16 protein-coding genes are annotated in these 17,287 nt (G+C 73.1%); all 16 read right to left on the bottom strand.

Going from position 1 to position 17,287, the window contains the following annotated elements; all coding sequences use genetic code 11:
- Window positions 1-21 precede the first annotated feature (21 nt).
- Window positions 22-936 carry a hypothetical protein gene (locus JUB12_RS16425; protein WP_205696493.1) on the bottom strand — a complete coding sequence of 305 codons (915 nt, stop codon included), beginning with the start codon at window positions 934-936 and terminating at the stop codon, window positions 22-24.
- Window positions 933-1,448, bottom strand: coding sequence for a hypothetical protein (locus tag JUB12_RS16420; RefSeq protein WP_205696492.1), 516 nt, complete (start codon window positions 1,446-1,448; stop codon window positions 933-935). Before JUB12_RS16420 ends, JUB12_RS16425 begins: the two co-directional genes overlap by 4 nt.
- Entirely contained in the window at window positions 1,429-1,713 is a 285-nt protein-coding gene (locus tag JUB12_RS16415) for a hypothetical protein (RefSeq protein WP_205696491.1), read from the bottom strand. The genes JUB12_RS16420 and JUB12_RS16415 overlap by 20 nt, the downstream gene beginning before the upstream one ends.
- Window positions 1,710-2,453: a hypothetical protein gene (locus tag JUB12_RS16410; protein WP_205696490.1), complete on the bottom strand. Its 744-nt coding sequence runs from the start codon at window positions 2,451-2,453 to the stop codon at window positions 1,710-1,712. The genes JUB12_RS16415 and JUB12_RS16410 overlap by 4 nt, the downstream gene beginning before the upstream one ends.
- Window positions 2,450-4,864 carry an MMPL family transporter gene (locus JUB12_RS16405; protein ID WP_205696489.1) on the bottom strand — a complete coding sequence of 805 codons (2,415 nt, stop codon included), beginning with the start codon at window positions 4,862-4,864 and terminating at the stop codon, window positions 2,450-2,452. The genes JUB12_RS16410 and JUB12_RS16405 overlap by 4 nt, the downstream gene beginning before the upstream one ends.
- A gap of 3 nt (window positions 4,865-4,867) precedes the next feature.
- Window positions 4,868-6,196 carry an MlaD family protein gene (locus JUB12_RS16400; RefSeq protein WP_205696488.1) on the bottom strand — a complete coding sequence of 443 codons (1,329 nt, stop codon included), beginning with the start codon at window positions 6,194-6,196 and terminating at the stop codon, window positions 4,868-4,870.
- Entirely contained in the window at window positions 6,193-7,452 is a 1,260-nt protein-coding gene (locus JUB12_RS16395; RefSeq protein WP_205696487.1) for an MlaD family protein, read from the bottom strand. The genes JUB12_RS16400 and JUB12_RS16395 overlap by 4 nt, the downstream gene beginning before the upstream one ends.
- A complete protein-coding gene (locus tag JUB12_RS16390) occupies window positions 7,453-8,844 on the bottom strand; it encodes an MlaD family protein (protein WP_205696486.1) in 1,392 nt (463 codons plus the stop codon).
- A complete protein-coding gene (locus tag JUB12_RS16385; RefSeq protein WP_205696485.1) occupies window positions 8,844-10,145 on the bottom strand; it encodes an MlaD family protein in 1,302 nt (433 codons plus the stop codon). The genes JUB12_RS16390 and JUB12_RS16385 overlap by 1 nt, the downstream gene beginning before the upstream one ends.
- A 1-nt stretch (window position 10,146) precedes the next feature.
- Window positions 10,147-11,643, bottom strand: a complete 1,497-nt coding sequence (locus JUB12_RS16380) for an MlaD family protein (protein WP_205696484.1) — start codon at window positions 11,641-11,643, stop codon at window positions 10,147-10,149.
- Complete coding sequence (locus JUB12_RS16375) at window positions 11,644-12,945, bottom strand: MlaD family protein (RefSeq protein WP_205696483.1); 1,302 nt, start codon at window positions 12,943-12,945, stop codon at window positions 11,644-11,646. It lies immediately after the preceding gene.
- Between the two features lie 81 nt (window positions 12,946-13,026).
- Complete coding sequence (locus JUB12_RS16370; RefSeq protein WP_241004297.1) at window positions 13,027-13,887, bottom strand: ABC transporter permease; 861 nt, start codon at window positions 13,885-13,887, stop codon at window positions 13,027-13,029.
- Window positions 13,887-14,747, bottom strand: a complete 861-nt coding sequence (locus JUB12_RS16365) for an ABC transporter permease (protein ID WP_241004296.1) — start codon at window positions 14,745-14,747, stop codon at window positions 13,887-13,889. Before JUB12_RS16365 ends, JUB12_RS16370 begins: the two co-directional genes overlap by 1 nt.
- Before the next feature lie 3 nt (window positions 14,748-14,750).
- Window positions 14,751-15,656: an ABC transporter ATP-binding protein gene (locus tag JUB12_RS16360; protein WP_205696482.1), complete on the bottom strand. Its 906-nt coding sequence runs from the start codon at window positions 15,654-15,656 to the stop codon at window positions 14,751-14,753.
- The gene (locus tag JUB12_RS16355) at window positions 15,653-16,105 is read right to left on the bottom strand and encodes a hypothetical protein (RefSeq protein WP_205696481.1); all 453 of its coding nucleotides are present in this window, start codon (window positions 16,103-16,105) and stop codon (window positions 15,653-15,655) included. Before JUB12_RS16355 ends, JUB12_RS16360 begins: the two co-directional genes overlap by 4 nt.
- A 100-nt stretch (window positions 16,106-16,205) precedes the next feature.
- Window positions 16,206-17,162 (bottom strand): alpha/beta hydrolase, encoded by a 957-nt coding sequence (locus JUB12_RS16350; protein WP_205696480.1) that lies wholly within the window; start codon window positions 17,160-17,162, stop codon window positions 16,206-16,208.
- Between the last annotated feature and the right edge of the window lie 125 nt (window positions 17,163-17,287).

The raw sequence follows: 17,287 nt of genomic DNA, 5'->3' as shown, positions 1-17,287 counted from the left end.
CTCCTCTCCTCGTGGAGGACGTTACCCAGGAGGCGCCGTCGGTGCGACGGCAGCGGCGCTCTGGGCAGCGGGAGCGCGCCAGGCGCCCAGCACGTGCTCGACGCTGTCGAGGATCGCGAGCACCTCGTCGGCCGCGTCCGCCGCGGGCCGGCCCTCGAGCGCGCGCGTCGCGAGGACCTGGGCACGGGGCACGAGCCCGGCGACCGTCTCCGCCCAGCCGGCCACCTCCTCGCGCGCGCCGGCGGCCTCGCGCAGCTCCGCGGCGAGCAGCTCGACGCAGGAGCGCAGCTCGAGCGCCGCGGCGCGCGGCCGGTCCTGCTCGACGTCGGCCAGCGCGCGCAGGGCGAGCTCCTCGGCCTCGAGCAGCCCGAGGCGACCGCGCAGCGCGGCGACGACGACGTCGGTCGGGCCAAGGCGCTCCGCGCGCGAGACGCGCGGCGAGCGCGGCGGCGGCGGGCGGAAGGCGGCGCTCCAGCGGCCGTTGGCGAGCTCCGACGCGCTGCCGTAGCCCAGGCGCAGCTCGCGCGGGTCCTCCCGGGTGAGCTCGGCGGTGTACGGGTCGCGGGCGGCGGCCCGGTGGGCGCGCACGGCGAGGTTGACGACCTCGAGGACGGCGGCGACGAGCTCCTCGCGCTCGTCCTCCTCGCGACGCAGGCGCTCGAGGCGGTCCTCGGCGTCGCGCTTGCTGGCCATGGGCTGGCTCGCGCCGATCCACATGATCCGCAGGACCGGCAGCTCGCGGGGACCGTCGCCGTCCTCGACGGGCCGGTTGCGGCGCAGCACGCGGCCCTCCCGCGGCGCGGGGGCGCCGACGACGCGCAGCTGCAGGACGTCGGCCGGGCCGTCCTCCTCCGCGCCGAGCAGGTAGCGGCCCTCGCCCACGCCGATGGCGTGGGTCAGCTCGAGCTCGCAGAACGGCAGCAGCGGGCCGCTCACGACGTCGTGCCCTGCCGGCGCTTGGCCGCCTTGCGGTAGCGGTCGAGCAGGAGCAGCGCGAGCACGCCGAAGACGGCGGCGTCCACCAGCACCGACTGCGGGCCGCGGAAGTCGTCGTCGATCCACAGCGCGATCGTCGTGTGCATCGCGACGACCGGCAGGAACGCCAGGAGCAGGACGTGCGACCGGTAGCCCGTGAAGTGCTCGCGGGCGCACAGCTCGATGACGCCGGCGGTGGCCAGCAGGGTGCCGGCGCCCAACCAGGTCCCGCCCTGGTCGGTGCCGCCCTGGGCGAAGCCGAGGATGAACAGCAGCAGGCCGCCGGCGATGGCGATCTCGGAGACCGGGATCGGGTGCCAGGGCGCCTTCGGGCGGCCGGCCGCGCGCTGGCCCAGGCGCGTGTTGTCCAACCGCGAGGTGCGTGCCGGGCCCGCGGGCTGCGCCGCGACCCGCGCGGCGCGGGCGGCCCGCAGCTCCTCGGGGTCGCGCTGCCTACGGGCGCGCTTGCCCATGGTGCAGGTCGTGGATGGCGGTCAGCAGCTCGTCGCGGACCTGCTCGAGCGCGGCGGTGTCCAGCAGCGCCGGGCCGCGGCGCGCCGTCACGCGGCGCATCGACCAGTCGCGCCGGCGGGCGAGCAGGACGGCGTGGTCGGCCTCGAGCTGGGCGATCTGGCGCAGGAGCTCGGAGCGCATCGGCCCCTGGTCGACGTCGAAGGACGGCGGCTCGGCGGGCGGCGCCGGGGGCGGCGGCGCGTGGGTGGGCGGGACCGTCGTCATGTCGCGCCCTCGCGCGGGCGGCGGCCGCTCAGGCCGGGCTGCCACGGCTCCGCGGTGCCCGACGTCCACGCCGGCCCGATGCCACCGGGCCACCAGCCCAGCAGGAGCAGCGCCACCGAGCCCAGCCAGCCGAGGAACAGCCCCTGGCCCGCGATCGGCACGAGCAGCATCGCCACGCCGGCGCCGACGCCCCAGTAGCCCAGCGTCTGCGTCAGCAGGCCCGCGCTGGTGGCCGCGAGCGAGAGCCACGCCAGCCAGCCGGCGAACGCCACGGCGAAGATGATGCCCGCGACCGCGCTCAGGCGCTGCAGACCGCCCTCGTTGAGCAGGTCGTCGGCGCGCGCGTCGGTCCGCGGCCCGCCCGAGACGAACGTGTCCGCGGCATCGAGCAGCGAGAGCTGGCTGAGGACGGCACCCACGGCCATGAGGAGCGGCACCACGACGCACAGCCAGCGCAGCGCCGGCTGCACGGCGACCCGTGCCGCCACGAGCCGCACCAGCTGCCAGGCGGCGACGACGAGGAGCAGGAGCGAGACCACGCGCAGTGCCGTCGCGCCCCAGAGCGCGCCGCCCGACTCGTCGGCCTCGAGCAGCGAGCGCCGCGCCGCGTCGTCGGTGCCCGTGCCCGTCGTGGTGCTCAGCACCACGAGCAGCCCGGCGAACGAGGCGATGACCGCGACGAGCGCGGCGATCCCGGCGATGCGGTTGGGGCGTCGCTCGGCTCCGACGTCGGCGGTCATCCGGCCATCTCCGCGGTGACCCTCTCACGTCGAGGGGCCGACGTGGGCCGGTGGGCGCGGGCCCGGCGCATGGCGCGTTCGTCCAGCGCCGCGGCGAGGTCGGGCACCAGCCGCACGGCCAGCGCGGCGCAGAGCAGGACCTCGATCGCGACGAGCACGCCGAACTGGCGCAGCAGCCCGAGGTCGCTGGCGAGCAGGACGCCGAAGCCCGCGGCCGCGGCGATCGCCGAGACCCAGACGGCCGCGCCGACGCGCTCGACCGCGATCTCGCGGGCGCGGCCCGTCGAGAAGCCGGCCGTGCGGGCCTCCTGGTAGCGCGCCTCGAGCAGGACGCCGAACTCCACCCCCACGGCGAGCACGAGCGGTTCCAGGGCCGCGCCCAGCGGGGACAGCTCGATGCCCGACACGCGCAGGACCAGCGCGCTGACGCCCGCGGCCAGGACGGTCGGCACGAGCGGCACGAGCGCGCGGCGCAGGCTGCGGCGCACCGCCAGCAGCAGGGCCGCCACGGCCAGCAGCGCGATGAGCAGGAGCGTGGGCCGCGCGGCCTCGAGGTCGTCGACGCTCTGCACGGCGCGGGCGACGAGGCCGGCCGGCGCGACCTCGACCCCCGGCGGCAGCGGCTTGAGGTCGTCGAGGGCGTGCTGGAGGATCTCGCCCTGCTCGGGCACCGGCACCACCGGGACGCCGAACTGCAGCTCGGCCCGCGTGCGGTCGCGCGTGACCACCGCGTCGAGGAAGTAGCGCGGCACGACGCGCAGCAGGCCCGCCGCCTCGTCGGCGGTCGGCGCCGGGCCCGAGCCCGCCAGCAGCTCGCCGACGTTCGGGCCGGGGCGCAGCCGCTGCTCGCCCGCGAGCACCCGTTCGCCGGCGTCGCGCATCCACGTGATGACGTCCGGGTCCAGGACGTCCTTGGCCGTGACCGCCAGGCGCAGGGTGCCGCTCGTGCCCAGCTCGCGCTCGACGCCCTGCAGGCGCTCGAGCTCGGGCAGGTCGTCCGGGGCCAGGGCGGTGAGGTCGCTCTGGACCTTCGTGCCGTGGGCGACCGCGAGCCCGACGACCGCCAGGACGGCCAGCGGCGCGAGGACGGCCGGGCGGGCGAGGCTGCGGCCCCCTTGGCCGAAGGGCAGCTCGGGCGGCGCGGCGCCGCCCGTGTCGCGCCAGGCGATGACCGACGGCCCGAGGCCCAGGACCACCGCGACCGCCAGCCCGGTCCCGACGGCGAGGGTGATGCCGAGGCGGTCGATGAGCGGGATGGGCGAGATGCACAGCGCGAGGAAGCCGCACGCCATCGCCGCGCCCGCCAGCCCCAGGACCGGCAGCAGCGCCGCGCGCGCACGGCCCGCGGCGGGGACCGGCGCCGCGCCCGCGCGCCGCTCGTGCCAGTAGCGGCTCTGCAGCTGCACCGCGTAGTCGACGGCGAGGCCGAGGACGACGGGGAGCGCGGCGACGGTCGCCGGCGTCAGGCCGAGGCCGAGCAGGCGCGAGGCGGCCGCGGTGGCGAGGACCGACCCGCCCGCGAGGCCCAGGAGGCGCAGCCGGCGCTTGCCGTGGCGCAGGCCGAGCAGGAGCGCGGCCGCGAGCAGGAGGACCACCAGCGGCGAGAGCCGCAGCAGGTCGCGCGTGAACGAGTCGGCCGTGGCCGCCACGGTGAGCGGGACGCCGGCGACGGACAGCTGGACGTCCTGCATGCCGGCCTTCGCGGCGAGGTCGCCCAGCCGGTCGCCCAGCGCGCGCAGCTGCTCGTCGCTGAGGTCGGTGTCGGGCCGCACGAGCACGAGCGCGTGCTCGCGATCCGGGAAGAGCCAGCGAAAGCGGGGCTTGGGCTCCTGCGACGCGCCGAAGACGACCGACAGGACGAAGGAGCGGTTGGCCAGCGACGGGATGCCGACGCTGCCCAGGCGCACGAGGATGTCCGAGTACTGGCGCAGCTTCGGGCCCAGCGCCTGTGCACGCGCCTCCTCGCCGCGGCGGTTGGCCTCCGCGGTCGAGGCGCCGTCGCGCCGCGCCTCGGCCACCGCGGCGCGGGCCTGGCGGTCGGCGACCTTCGCCACCGGCCCCAGCTCGCGCTCGATGACCTGCTCCATCTGCACGAGCGCCGAGTTGAGGAACGTCGCCGGCCCGTAGACGGCGCGCACGCCCTGCTCGCGGGCCATCTTGCCCTCGAGGTCGACGAGCTTGAGCAGCTGCTGGGGCGCGAGCGTCCGCGTCGCCAGGTCGCCCTTGGCGACGACGACGATGGGCTCGCCGCCGAAGGCCTTCTCCTGCGCCGGCGTCTGGCGGACGGTCGGCGCGTCCGGGTCGGCCAGCAGCGACGGGGACGCGCTCGGGCGAAGCCCCGCCGCGAGGACGGCCGCCGCCACGGCGACGACCGCCACGAGTGCGGCGAGCCCGGCGCTGCGGCGACCCATCCCCTACTTCGAGCGCTGGTGCACGCGCGGGTACGAGCCCGAGAACTCCCGCGGGTTCGAGAGGTCGCCCGGCTTCGGGTACGAGTTGTCGCGCTCCGCGTTCAGGATCTCGTTGGCGCCGAGGTTGGTGAGGATCTGCATCGCCTTGCGCAGCTCGGGCGAGAAGGCGGTGAGCGAGTTGTAGGAGAACACCGTGTGCACGCGACCGTAGTGGCCCAGCGCGTCCTTGCGGGAGAAGACGTCGCCGTTGTTGGCGAACATGGTGCCGATCTCCTTCGAGAAGGGCGACAGGTAGTCCACCGCCGGCCCCGCCTGACGCAGGAAGGTGTCCAGCGAGCCGACCGCGGGCTGCAGCTTGCCGGCGAACGGCTTGAGCTCCTGCAGCAGCGGGTCGGCGGTCTTCAGCGCGCCGGGCAGCTCCTTGAAGAGCGTGCGTGCCGAGGCGACGGCCGGGCGCAGGTCGCGCATGACCGGCTCGAGGTCGCTGGACACGTTGGCCAGGCGGCTGACCACCGGCGTGGCACGGCCGGAGAACCCGGCGAGCTTCGTCACCGAGGACTGCGCCTGCTCGAGCGTCGGCGTCAGCTCGCGGAAGGCGGCGCGGAACGCGTCGTCGCGGTCGGCGGCGGCGATCGCCGTGGTGCGGGCCTGCCTGGCCAGCGTGCGCACCTGCGCGGTGCGGTCACCGAAGGCCTGCAGCGCCTCGCCGGTGTCGTTGACCAGCGCGGCGACCTGGCGACGCTGACCGGCCAGGACGCGCATGACCGTGCCGCCGTCCTTCGACGTCGGCCTGGCCGCCGCCCAGAGGCGGTTGATCGCCTCGCCACGGTCCCGGACGCCCGGGCCCAGCGTGTCGAGGTTGCGCTTGACCTCCTCGCGGGTCTTCGGGTCCAGCGTGTTGAGGATCTGGTCGAGCTGGACGGCCTCCTTGGCCTGCTCGAGCGGCAGGGTCCCGCCGTCGGGCAGCTCCCCGGCCTGCTTCGTGCCGGGGTTGATGTCCAGGTAGTTCTCGCCGACGAGGGTCTTCGTGCGCACGGCGACCGAGGCGTCCTTGTACAGCGGCGCCTGGTCGTCCTCGAGCTCGATGGTGACCTTGCCGGTGTCGCCCGCGTTGGTGATGTCGGTGACCGTGCCGACCTTGACGCCCGCGCGGCGCACGTCGCCGTTCTCGACGAGCTGGAACGCCGTCGGGACGTTGACCGTCGCCTTGTAGGGCTCGCTCAGGCGCAGCTTGCCGCCGGCCGCCTGGTACAGGTAGACGAAGATCGCCAGGCAGATCGCGGTGAAGCCCAGGAGGCCCGCGATCTTCAGGCCACGATGCTCGATCCTCACTTCGTCGGTCCCTTCGCGCAGGTGGGGGAGCGGGTGTGCCCGAGGGGCTTGGCCACGCCGCCGACCGTGTCGAGGTCCTCCGAGTCGTCACCGCGCGGGAACGCGCCGTAGGCGTCGTAGAACTTCAGGACGGAGAGCGTGTCGTTGAAGAAGTTGCCGACCTGGTCGAAGCACGGCGGGATCTGGCTCGTGATCCGGTCGTACTGCGGGCCCTGCGGGCGGAACTTCGCCATCGCGGCGGCGAGCGCGTCCGACGTCGGGCGCAGCGAGCGCGAGAACGGCCGCAGGTCGGCCAGGGCCGGCTTGAGGCCCTCGAGCGCCGGCTTGGCGTCCTTGCCGAGCTTCTCGAGCGCGTCGAGGCCCTCGGAGAGCTCAGCGGCGACGGGTCGCAGGTCGTCGAGCGCCGGGTCGAGGTCGTCCTGGGCCGAGCGCAGCTTCGCGAAGGCTGAGCGCAGCGTGGTCAGGGTCGGCGGGATCTCGTTGAGCGTCGCGCTCAGCTCGCCGTCGGCCTTGTTGAGCTCGGCGAGCGTGCTGTTGCCGTTCTGCACGAGCGAGGAGAGCTGGCGGTCGCGCTTGCCCAGGGCCGTCGTGATGACGCCGAGGTTCGTCACGAGCCGGGCCATCTGGGACCGGCGGTCGGCGACGACGGTCGCGGTCCGGTCGGCCGCCTTGAGGAACGGCACGGCGGCGGCGAACGCCTCGCGCAGGTCCTGGCCGCGGTCCTCCAGGCCGTTGCCGAACTCGTCGAGCAGCGTCTGCAGGCGCTGGCGGGTCGCCCCCGGGAACTCGTTGAGGACGCGGGAGATGTCGACGGGCGACTCGGTCCGCGCGGCCGGCAGGACGTCGTCCTTGCTCAGCTCGCCGGCCTTGGCCGTGCCGCGGTCCTCGATCGTCACGTACATGTCCTGCAGCGGCGTGAGCGGCCGCAGGCGCAGCTTGGCGTCCTTGTAGACCGGGCCCTTGTCCTTGTCGAGCTTGATGGTGAGGACCGGGCGGCCGTCGACGACCTCGGAGTCCGAGACCACGCCGGCCTGGACGCCCGCGATCTTCACGCGCTGGACGCCCGGCGTGACGCCCTTGACGTCGGCGAAGGAGGCCTTGAACTCGAACTTCTCCTGCCAGAACCGGTCGTAGAACTGGTTCTTGAGCAGGATCGTCGCGCAGAAGATGCCCACGCCGACCAGGAACAGCACCTGCATCGCCGGCCGCCGCGAACGCGACAGCTCCAGCTTGATGCGGTCGTTGAGCAGCGGCATCTAGCGGCCCCCCTTGGCCAGACGGGCTGCGGCGTCGGACACGCCGCCGTTCGTCTTGCCACCACGCAGCAGCCGGTTCGCCGCGGTGATGGCCTCCTTGCAGAAGATCGCCTGCTGCGGGTTCTCCGGGTCGAAGAGGCCCGTGTTGCAGGGCAGGAACCCGAGCGAGCGCTCGCCCTGGCCGGCCTGGAAGCGCTGCACGTGGCCGTAGCCGTCGAACTGCTTCGAGGAGTCGGCGAGGACGCTGAAGAACGGCCCGATGGCCTCGACGTTGCGCAGGTTCGTGGTGCTGTCGCGCTTGTCGAGGAACGGGATGATCTGGTCGCGCAGGCGCTCGAGCGTCGGCTGCAGGTCACGCAGGAACGGCGTGCCCTGCTCCGCGGCGCCCTGGAGGTCGGCCAGCGCCGGGCGCAGGTCGCGCAGCGACGGCAGCGCGGTCGGCGTCAGGCGGTTGACCTCGGCGAGCGCGGCACGCGCCGGCGGCGACGCGTCGTCGAGCTTGCGCACGCCGGGCCGCAGCTGCTCGGCCACCGGGTCGAGCACGTCGAGCGTCCGGTTCAGGCGCGCGGTCGTCAGCTGGGTGTCGCGCATGGCCGCGGGCGACTCGTCGAGGATCGCGTCGAGGTCGGCGCTGCGGGCCGCCAGGACGCCGAAGGTCGTCGAGGCGCCGTCGAGCAGGCCGGCGAGCTGGTCCTCGCGGCGGCCGAGGGCGTCGAGCGCCTTGGCGCCGGTGCGCACGAGGGTCGGGAGGTCCTGCCCGGGCTTCGTGCCGCGCAGGGCGCGCATCGCAGCGGGCACCGGCGTCAGGCCGGGGCCGAGCTCGCCGATCGCCGCGCCGGCGTCCTCGCCGCCGAAGGCCTGGTCGGTCTGCTGGAAGAACGTCCGCACGCCGCGCCGGCCGTCCTCGTCGTAGCTGTCGAGGAGCTGGTCGAACTCGACCTGCGTCTGGGTGTTCTTCAGCGGGATCGTGTCGCCGTCGAGGTCGGGGGCCGAGGGCGACCCGGGGTCCAGCTCGACGTACATGTTGCGGCCCAGCAGGGTGCGCCAGTAGATCGCGGCCTTGGCGTCCTGCTTGACCTTGAAGCCGTCCTCGTCGATGCGCATCGTGATGAGCGCGCCCTCGCCGGACGGGTCGCGCTCGATCTTCTTGATCGAGCCGACCTCCACGCCGCGCACGCGGACCTGGTTGCCGGTGTTCGCGTTGACGGCGTTGTCGAAGTGGGCCTTGAGCTCGGTCCCGCCGTCGGGCAGGAGCGGGATCGACTTGGTGAACCCGCAGTAGAGGATCAGCGCGAGCAGCCCGAGGAAGATCGCGCCGTTGCGGATCGGGTGCGGCCGGTGCTGGCCCGGGACCTGCTCGAAGCGCGCCTTCAGGGCGCCGATCGGGCTCATCATCGGCCTCCCGCGAAGGTCTGGCGGTCGATCTCGCACGGGGCGGGATACGGCGATTGCTTGGTGGTCCGCCCGAGCGGCTTGCCGTTGTAGCCCTGGATGGACTCCAGCGAGGCGATGACGTTGAACCGCAGGACGTTGGAGAAGCCGTCGCCGTAGGCGAGCGTCTCGTTCCAGTTGCCGAAGAAGCGGTTCATGTCGCACTCGCGGGGCGAGAGCTCGGTGAGCACCGGGTTGGCCGACGCGAGCGTCGCGTCGAGGTCCGGCAGCACGGGCTGCAGCGTGCGCAGCAGCTGCAGGGTGGGCGGCACGGCCTCGCTGGCCAGGCCCAGCGTCTTGCGCGCGGCCTCCAGGCCGGGGTCGGCCTCGCGGAAGAGCTTGCTCGTCCCGGCCAGGGTCGTGCTCGCCTGGCGGAACGCCGGCGTGGCGCTGCGGCCGAAGCGCTCGAGCTGGGAGAGCATCGGCGAGACGCGGGCCAGGCCGCTCTGGACCGAGCGCAGGTCGCCGGGCGCGGTGGTCAGCGTCGAGCGGATCGCGTCGCGCTCCTGCACGAACGGCCGCATCGCGCGGGCCTCGGGGTCGAAGCCGCGGGCGATGTCCTCGCGCACGGGGTCGGCCGCTGCGGCTGCGGACTCGGCGCCGCCGACGAAGGACCGGACGTTGGGCTGCGCGGTCACCTCGGAGGCGACGTCCTGCAGGTCGCCCAGGAAGCGCGGGGCGTTGGACTGCGCCTCGTTGATGTCCTCGCCGCGGCCCAGGAAGCCCTTGCCGAGCTCGTTGAGCAGCACCTGCGCCTTGGCCCGGCGATCGGCGTCGAGCGTGTCGAGCGCCTGGTCGAGCTGGACGGTGGCGGAGGTCTGGCTCGACGGGATGCGGTCGTCCTCGCCCAGCGGGCGGCCCTTGGTGCCGGGCACGAGCTCGACGAAGCGCACGCCGACGGGCGAGCGCGGGCGGACCTTGAGCGTCGTGTCCGACAGCAGCGGCTCGACGTCCGGGTTGAGCTGCAGGTCGACGACGCCCTCGCCCTTGTCCACGCGGGGGTTGAGCACCTGGCCGACGAGGCGGCCGCCGATGCGCACCTGGTAGCTCTGGGTGAGGTTGTCCGCGTTGGTGAACGCGGCCTGGAGGTTGTAGTAGGACCGCCCCGGGATGCCCTTCGGCGAGTTGTAGCCGACGGTCAGCAGGGTCACGGCGGCGACGACGCCGATGGCGCCGAGGCCGACGAGGAAGCCGCGGCCGCGGCTCTTGGACGCCGGGCGGTTGCCGCCGGCGCGCAGCGCGGGGACCTTGAGGCGCGCCATCTCAGCCACCCACCAGGTAGTCGATGAGGCGGCCGACGTCCGAGCGCGGCGCCTGCGTCGGCTGCGGGCTGCCCTTCGGCCGCGTGAGCCGGTCGGTCAGGTCCTTGGTCACGTCCTGCACGCCCTTGAGCACGCCACCCACCGTCTCCTGCACCTTGTCCGTGGTGTCCTTGAGGCCCTTCTTGAGGTCGTCGACGCCCTTCTTCACGCCACCGACCGTGTCCTTGACCTTGTCCTGGACCTTCGTCGGGGTCGGCTGCAGGGCCGGGATCGGGCCCTTGGGCTGGGGCTTCTCGCGCCCGCCGCGCTCCTTCTTGGCGGCGGCCGGCTCGGCGTAGCGCTGGATGAGGTGGCGCAGCAGGTCCTGGTTGAACAGGATGCGCAGGCCGAAGACGTGGCCCAGGCCGTCCGAGCGGCGGATCGTGCGCGACCAGCCGTTCATGAGGCCGAGCATCTTCTGCATCGTCCCCTCGTCGAAGGCCTCCGAGACCGGCCCGAGCTCCGTGGCGAACTTCTCGAGCTGCTCGCTCGTCGGCTTCAGCCGCGCGATCGTCGAGCGCCCGTCGCGGCCGAGCTTGGCGAGGTCGGGCGCGGTCTCGACCACCTGGTCGAGCGCCGGGTCGGCCTCCTTGGCGAAGGACGGCAGCTCCTGGAGCGTCGAGCGCAGCTGCGGGGCGGCGGCGCGCACCTGCACCGACGCGGGCTTGAGCTGGTCGGCGGCCGAGCCGAGGTCGCCGAGCGTGGTGCGCAGCTGACGCAGCGCGCCCGGCGCGGAGCGCACCGTGTCGGCCAGCTCACGGCGCTTGGTCACCGTGGTGTCGAACGTGCCCTTGGCGGCGTCGACGAGCTTGGCCAGGTCGTCGTCCTCGCGGGCCATGCTCGCCAGCACGCGGTCGCTCTTCTCGACCAGCGAGGAGAGCGTGCCCTGGTCCTCGGAGAACTCGGCCACGAGCTTGCCCGTGTCGTCGAGCGCGCTCGGGAGCTGCTCGATGATCTTGTTGAAGTCCTCGCGCCGGCCGCTCATGCCGATGCCGGCCTCGTTGATGAGGATGCGCAGGCGGGCGCGCACGTCGGGCTCGAGCATGTTGAGCACGTCGTCGAGCTCGGTCGGGCGCGACGTCTTGCTCATCGGGATGCTGCTGCCGGACGGCGCCGGGCGGTTGAGGTCGCCCGCGTCCATGTCGACGTACTTCTCGCCGAGGAGGTTCACCGGGCGCGACGCGGCGGAGGCGCCGGCGCCGATCGGGAAGGCGCCCTCGTCGAGCTCCATCGTGACCTTCGCGGTGTCGCGGTCGGTCAGCTCGATCTCCTTGACCTTGCCGCCGGCGACGCCGCCGATCTTGACGTCGGAGTTCTTCGTGAGGCCACCGGCGTCCTGGAACTCGGCCTTGACGATGTAGCCGCCGCCGGGCGGGAACAGCACCCGGTTGCCGAGCAGGATCGCGCCGACCGTGAGGGCGACGACGACCAGCGGGGTGACGAACGATCGGGGCGACACCTACTTGTCCTCCGGGTCCTTCGAGGGATCGAGGGCCTCGGGGCCTGCGCCGCACTCCGGGACGAACCAGGGCTGGCCGGCGTTCAGACCGGGCGGGCGCGGCATCGCGTAGTTCAGGCCCGTGCCGACCGTCTTGAGGAAGTCGTTGGTCTTGATCTGCGGGTAGGACGTGACGAACGTCGCGCCGGTGACGACCTTGATGCGGCCGTAGTGCGCGTCGTTGTCGTAGCCCTGCCCCCAGCTCGACCAGTTCGAGAAGAAGCCGGCGATCTCGGGCGCGTAGGGCCGGACGCACTTGAGCTGCTCGGCGAGCTTGCTCAGCACCGGGTCGGCCTTCTCGGCGAAGGGCACGCCCTGGTCCAGGAAGCTCGTGACCGGCGGCGAGCTCTTGCGCAGCTGGCGGACCGTGTCCGTCGTCGCCGGGACGAGCTCGTCGAGGTTCTTGGACGCCGGCTTGGCCGTCTCGAGCAGCGGCTCGAACGCCGCCAGGCCCGGGCGCAGGTCGGCGACGAGGCCGTCGAGGACGTCCACCGAGGTGTCGGTGCGCTTCAGCGTCGTGCGCGTGTCGCGCAGCGTCGGGGCGAACTGGTCCAGCGACTGCCTGATGCCGTCGGTGTTCCTGGCGAAGGTGTCGAACGTCTGGCTCATCACGGACACGAGGTCCGAGATGACCGGGCGCTTGGCGGCCAGCGTCCGCGTGGCCTTGTGGCCGGAGACGACGAGCTTGTTGAGCGCCGCCTCGTCGGAGGCGACGTCCTCGAACAGCGAGCCGCTGGTCTCGACCGCGGGCGCCAGCCGGCGGATGCCCTCGCGCAGGTCGCCGTCGCGGCCCTCGAGGTTGCGGGCGCCGTTGCGGAACGTGCCCTGGAAGCCGGCGCGCGTCTTGTCGTCGAAGGTGTTGAAGACCTCGTCGAACTCGACCGGGGTGACGGTGTCGCGCGTGGAGATGATCCCGTTGTCGGGGATCTCCTGCGCGGTCTTCGGCCCGGGCTCGAGGTCGATGCGCCGCGTGCCGTTGCCCAGCGTCGTGCCGAAGCGCAGCGTCGCGGTCGTGCCGCGGTGCAGCGGCCAGGCGTCGTCGTCGACGCCGATCTCGACCATGGCCTTGCCGTCCTCGAACTCGACCTTGCCGATCTTCCCGACGTCCACGCCGTCCACCTGGACGTCGAGGCCCGGGGAGATCGAGACCGCCGAGTTGAACGCCGCCCGGACCTTGTGGTCCGAGGTGCGGCTGCCGATCGCCCACCACGTGAAGAGGGCGAGGGCGGCGATGCTGAGGACCACCCAGGGGCGGTCCAGCACCAGTCCTGTGGCGCGCGCGCCCGCGGACCTCCGAGGAGGCCGTGAGGTGCTTGCGCGATCCGTCGCGATGCGTGCCATCCGTCAGCCGCCGATGGGTCCGCGTGGGTTGAGGCCCCAGAAGATCATCGTCCCCAGCGAGCCGATGATGTGGACGAGGACGAGGTTGAGGATCATCGACCTCGCGGTCGCCGTCCCCACGCCCACTGGTCCTCCGCGTGCGTGGTAGCCGTAGTACATGGCGACGAGCACGATCGCCGTCCCCATGGCCATGATCTTCGCCTGTCCGTAGAGCAGGTCCATCGGGTCCTGGAAGGCCCAGTGGATGAGCTCCCACCCGCCCTGGGACACCTCACCGATCTGGTGGACGATGATGATGTAGTTGGCGAGCTCGTGGAGCGTCAGGCCCACGAGGTAGATCAGCGGGAACGTCAGCCAGGCGGCGACGAGGCGCGTCGCGACGACGTAGCGCATCGGGTTCAGGCCCTGCGCCTCCATCGCGTCGAGCTCCTCGTTGATGCGCATCGACCCGATCTCGGCGACCAAGCCGCAGCCGATCTTCGCTGAGACGATGTAGCCCCACATGTAGGGGCCCATCTCGCGGTTCGCACACCACGAGGTGAAGACGCCGGAGTAGATCGTCGCGCCGTAGCCGCGCAGCACGTAGTTCGCCTCGGTGGCGCACTCGGCGCCCATGACGAACTCCATGAACCAGATGACCGCGGCGGAGCCGACGACCAGGATGCCGGCCTGGCGCAGGATCTCCGACGCGTAGCGCCAGCTCCCCGGCACCTCGGCCAGCGCGCGGCCGAAGAAGCGGGCCATGTTGCCCGCCTCGGCCACGGAGTTGTGCAGCGGCTCCGAGAGGCCCTTGGCCAGGCGCGAGCCGGGCGAGGGCGCCTTGGCCGCGGACCCGCGGGGGACCCTGACCGCTCCGGCTTCCATCAGTGCAGGTTCCCGGTCTCGGGGAAGGCGGCCAGCATCGTCGTGGTGAAGACGAAGTTGAAGACCCAGATGCCGGCGAAGGCGATGACGACGGCCGTGTTCACGGCGCGGCCCACCCCCTCTGGACCACCTCTCACGTTCATCCCCATGTAGCACGCGCAGATGGCGATGATGAAGCCGAAGAGGCTGGTCTTGACCACGCTGCCGAGCAGGTCGGGCATCGTGAAGTTCGAGGTGAAGGTGCTCAGGTAGCCGGCGAGCGTGTCCTGGAAGACGAGGGTCGCCAGGTAGCCGCCGAGGATGCCGAAGACGATCGCCACGAGGTTCATGAGCGCGGTCGTGATGCCGAGCGCCAGGAAGCGCGGCGCGACGATCTCGCGCACCGGGTCGAGGCCGAGCGTCGCGAGGGCGTCGAGCTCCTCGCGCACCTTGCGTGCGCCGAGGTCGGCCGCGATGGCCGTGCCGCCCACGCCGGCGACCACCATGCCGTTGATCCATGGCGCGAACTCGCGCACGGAGGCCATGACGAAGAACGCGCCGAGGCGGTCGATCGTGCCGAAGAGGTACGTGATGTTGCCGCCCTGCAGGCCCGGCGCGCCGAGGCCGAAGAACGTCGTGGAGATGACGACCGGGATGAAGCAGCGCTTGACGATCAGCCAGGCCTCTTCGATGAACTCGTCGGTCCACGAGAAGGGCGGCGTGACGCACGCGACGGTCGCCTTGCCGAAGAGCAGCAGCATGCCGCCGACGGTCTCGAGGATCGACAGCGGCGTCTCCGCGGCGCGGCGCGCGGGCGAGGGGCCCTTGCGCGCGGGCGCCTTGGGCGCGAGGACGCGCTGGCCCTGGGCGGTCGTCGCCATCCGCTACTCCATCCCGAGCGGGCCGTCGGCCTCGCGGTTGAGGAACTGCCGGACGAACGGGTTCTCGGAGTCGAACATCTCCGCCGCGACGCCGGCCTCCACGATGCGTCCCTTCCAGAGGACGGCGATGTACTCGCCGATCTGCCGGGCCGAGGCGATGTCGTGGGTGATGACGATGTACGTGCCGCCGTGGCGGGCGTGCATCTCCTTGATGAGCCCGCAGAGCAGCGCCGTGCGCACCGGGTCCAGGCCCGAGTCGGGCTCGTCGAACATGACGATCTCGGGCTCGAGGACGAGCGCACGCGCGAAGCCCGCGCGCTTGCGCATGCCGCCGGAGATCTCGCTCGGCATCCGCGTGTCGGCGCCGGTGAGGCCGACGTCCGCGAGGCGCTCGAAGACGATGTCGTGGATCTGCGACTCCGACAGGTCGGTGTGCTGCCGCAGCGGGAAGGCGACGTTGTCGTAGAGGTTCATCGACCCGAACAGCGCGCCGTCCTGGAAGAGGATCCCGAACTTGCGGCGCACCTCGAGCAGGCGGCTCAGGGTCATGTGCGAGACGGACTCGCCGTGGACCATGATGTCGCCCTCGTCCGGGAACAGCAGCCCGATGAGGTGCTTGATGAGCACGGACTTGCCCGTGCCCGACGGGCCCAGGACGACCGTGATCATCCCCTCGGGGATGCCGACGTCGAGGCCGTTGAGGACGGTGTTGCCGCCGGCGAACGTCTTGTGGACGTTGCGGCACTCGATCGACCAGAAGTCCCCCGGGTTGGGCTCGCGGAACTGCTGCGCGCCGTGGTGGAACCGGTACTCGTAGTCCGAGGCCCGGTCGAGGAGCTCGGCGGAGCGCGGGTCGATCGAGGACGCGTCGTCCTCGAAGACCTCCGTGTCGGAGTCGAAGAGGCTCATGCCACCTCAGTCGAGGTCGTGATGGACGGGGAGGTGCCGCGGTGGCCGTTGGCCTGGGCCTCGCCGCTGCGGCGGGCCAGCGCCTGCGCGCGCAGCACGGGGTAGACCTGCAGGAGCCGGCGGACCGGCCCGTCGAAGGCGACCTCGCCCTTGAGGATCTCCGTCGCGAGGCTCTTCTCCCAGAAGGCCGTGACGAGGTCCGGCGGGATCTCGACGTCGATGTCCGCATCCACGCCTCGCGCGCCCTCCTCGACCTCGGGCGGCTTGGCGTCGAAGCGCAGCGCGACCTCGAGGTGGTCATGACCGCGGACGTGCAGCGTGCAGACGTGGCCCACGCCGAGCAGACGCTCGGCCGCGCGCGTGTCGTGCGTCGCTGCGCGCAGGTCCTCGACGAGCTCGTCCCAGGCTGCATCGAGCCCACGGCCCTCCCGTGCCGGCGCCTCTCCCATGCGGACGACCGTACGTCGGGGGCTCGCACCGGTTGTCGGCTCGTGGCGCCAATGGCGCCCGCGCCGACTGTGGCGCTCCCACAAATCCCTTGACACGGTGTTAGACGGCGCCACGGGCGGGGGTTGACGCGGCGTCAGCGGCGCGCGCGAAGCGCGCGTCCTGCGCCGTCGGACGGAGGTGGCGGACGAGGAACTCGAGCTGGTCGGCGACGACCTGCTCGAACGCGTCGCCGACGTAGACGTCGAAGTGGCCGAGCGGGTAGCGACGGACCTCGCCGCGCGGGGCGCGCTGGGCATGGCGGACCGTGGCGCCCGCCGGGGCGAGGCTGTCGTGGTCGCACACGCACCACAGCGCGGGGCAGCGCAGCCGCCGGGCGGCGCGGCCCGGCCGGTAGAGCGCGACGCGCAGGGCGATCCGCGCGGCCACGCGGTTCTCCCAGCGCGTGCCCTCCGGCGGCACGAGCGCGCGGAACCCGGGCTCGGCGTCGGGTGTCGCCATGACGGCCAGCGAGCCGGGCGGCCCGACGGCCGGGACGGTGTGCGGCGGGCGCCCGAGCAGCGCGCCGACCTGGTCGCGCAGGCCGGCGACGGTCAGGCCGACCACGTTCTTGACGCCGAGCTTGGGCAGCGTCGCGAGGCCGTCCTGGAACGGGCACTGCGCCACCACGGCGGCGATGCGCTCGTCCTTGGCGGCGACGGCCACGACGTGGCCGCCCGAGAACGACGAGCCGAAGAGCGCGATGCGCGACGGGTCGGCCCAGTCCAGCCCGCGGGCGTAGCGGATCGCCGCGCGGAAGTCCGCGTGCTGGCGACCGATGTCCAGCAGCTGGCGGGGCTCGCCCTCGCTGGCCCCGAAGTGGCGGTAGTCGAAGAGCAGGACGCCGAGCCCCGCGGCGGCGAAGCGCTCGGCGTAGGCGTCGAGGCGCAGCTCGCGGGTGGCGGAGAAGCCGTGGGCCATGACCACCACCGGGTGGGGGCCGTCCCCCTCGGGGCGCCAGAGCCAGGCCGCGCATCGGTCCTGGCCCGACGGGAAGCTGACGTCGCTGCGCTGGGCCATGGCTCATGCTCGCGCGTCCCGCCACCCCCGCGGGTTGGTCCGGCGCCACAGTCGCGTCCCGCCGGGGCTGTGGCGCCGGGTCAGGGTCGGCGGGGAAGGTGGCGCGTCGTCGTGGTCGACGGCGC

The organism is Conexibacter sp. SYSU D00693 (assembly GCF_017084525.1).
GTDB lineage: Bacteria > Actinomycetota > Thermoleophilia > Solirubrobacterales > Solirubrobacteraceae > Baekduia.
This window is presented reverse-complemented; position numbering and strand designations above follow the sequence as displayed.

Coding starts and splice junctions, on each gene's coding strand:
- JUB12_RS16420 (WP_205696492.1), bottom strand. CDS start 1,448: ATGGGCAAGCGCGCCCGTAGGCAGCGCGACCCCGAGGAGCTGCGGGCC.
- JUB12_RS16415 (WP_205696491.1), bottom strand. CDS start 1,713: ATGACGACGGTCCCGCCCACCCACGCGCCGCCGCCCCCGGCGCCGCCC.
- JUB12_RS16410 (WP_205696490.1), bottom strand. CDS start 2,453: ATGACCGCCGACGTCGGAGCCGAGCGACGCCCCAACCGCATCGCCGGG.
- JUB12_RS16405 (WP_205696489.1), bottom strand. CDS start 4,864: ATGGGTCGCCGCAGCGCCGGGCTCGCCGCACTCGTGGCGGTCGTCGCC.
- JUB12_RS16395 (WP_205696487.1), bottom strand. CDS start 7,452: ATGCCGCTGCTCAACGACCGCATCAAGCTGGAGCTGTCGCGTTCGCGG.
- JUB12_RS16390 (WP_205696486.1), bottom strand. CDS start 8,844: ATGAGCCCGATCGGCGCCCTGAAGGCGCGCTTCGAGCAGGTCCCGGGC.
- JUB12_RS16385 (WP_205696485.1), bottom strand. CDS start 10,145: ATGGCGCGCCTCAAGGTCCCCGCGCTGCGCGCCGGCGGCAACCGCCCG.
- JUB12_RS16370 (WP_241004297.1), bottom strand. CDS start 13,887: ATGGAAGCCGGAGCGGTCAGGGTCCCCCGCGGGTCCGCGGCCAAGGCG.
- JUB12_RS16365 (WP_241004296.1), bottom strand. CDS start 14,747: ATGGCGACGACCGCCCAGGGCCAGCGCGTCCTCGCGCCCAAGGCGCCC.
- JUB12_RS16360 (WP_205696482.1), bottom strand. CDS start 15,656: ATGAGCCTCTTCGACTCCGACACGGAGGTCTTCGAGGACGACGCGTCC.
- JUB12_RS16355 (WP_205696481.1), bottom strand. CDS start 16,105: ATGGGAGAGGCGCCGGCACGGGAGGGCCGTGGGCTCGATGCAGCCTGG.
- JUB12_RS16350 (WP_205696480.1), bottom strand. CDS start 17,162: ATGGCCCAGCGCAGCGACGTCAGCTTCCCGTCGGGCCAGGACCGATGC.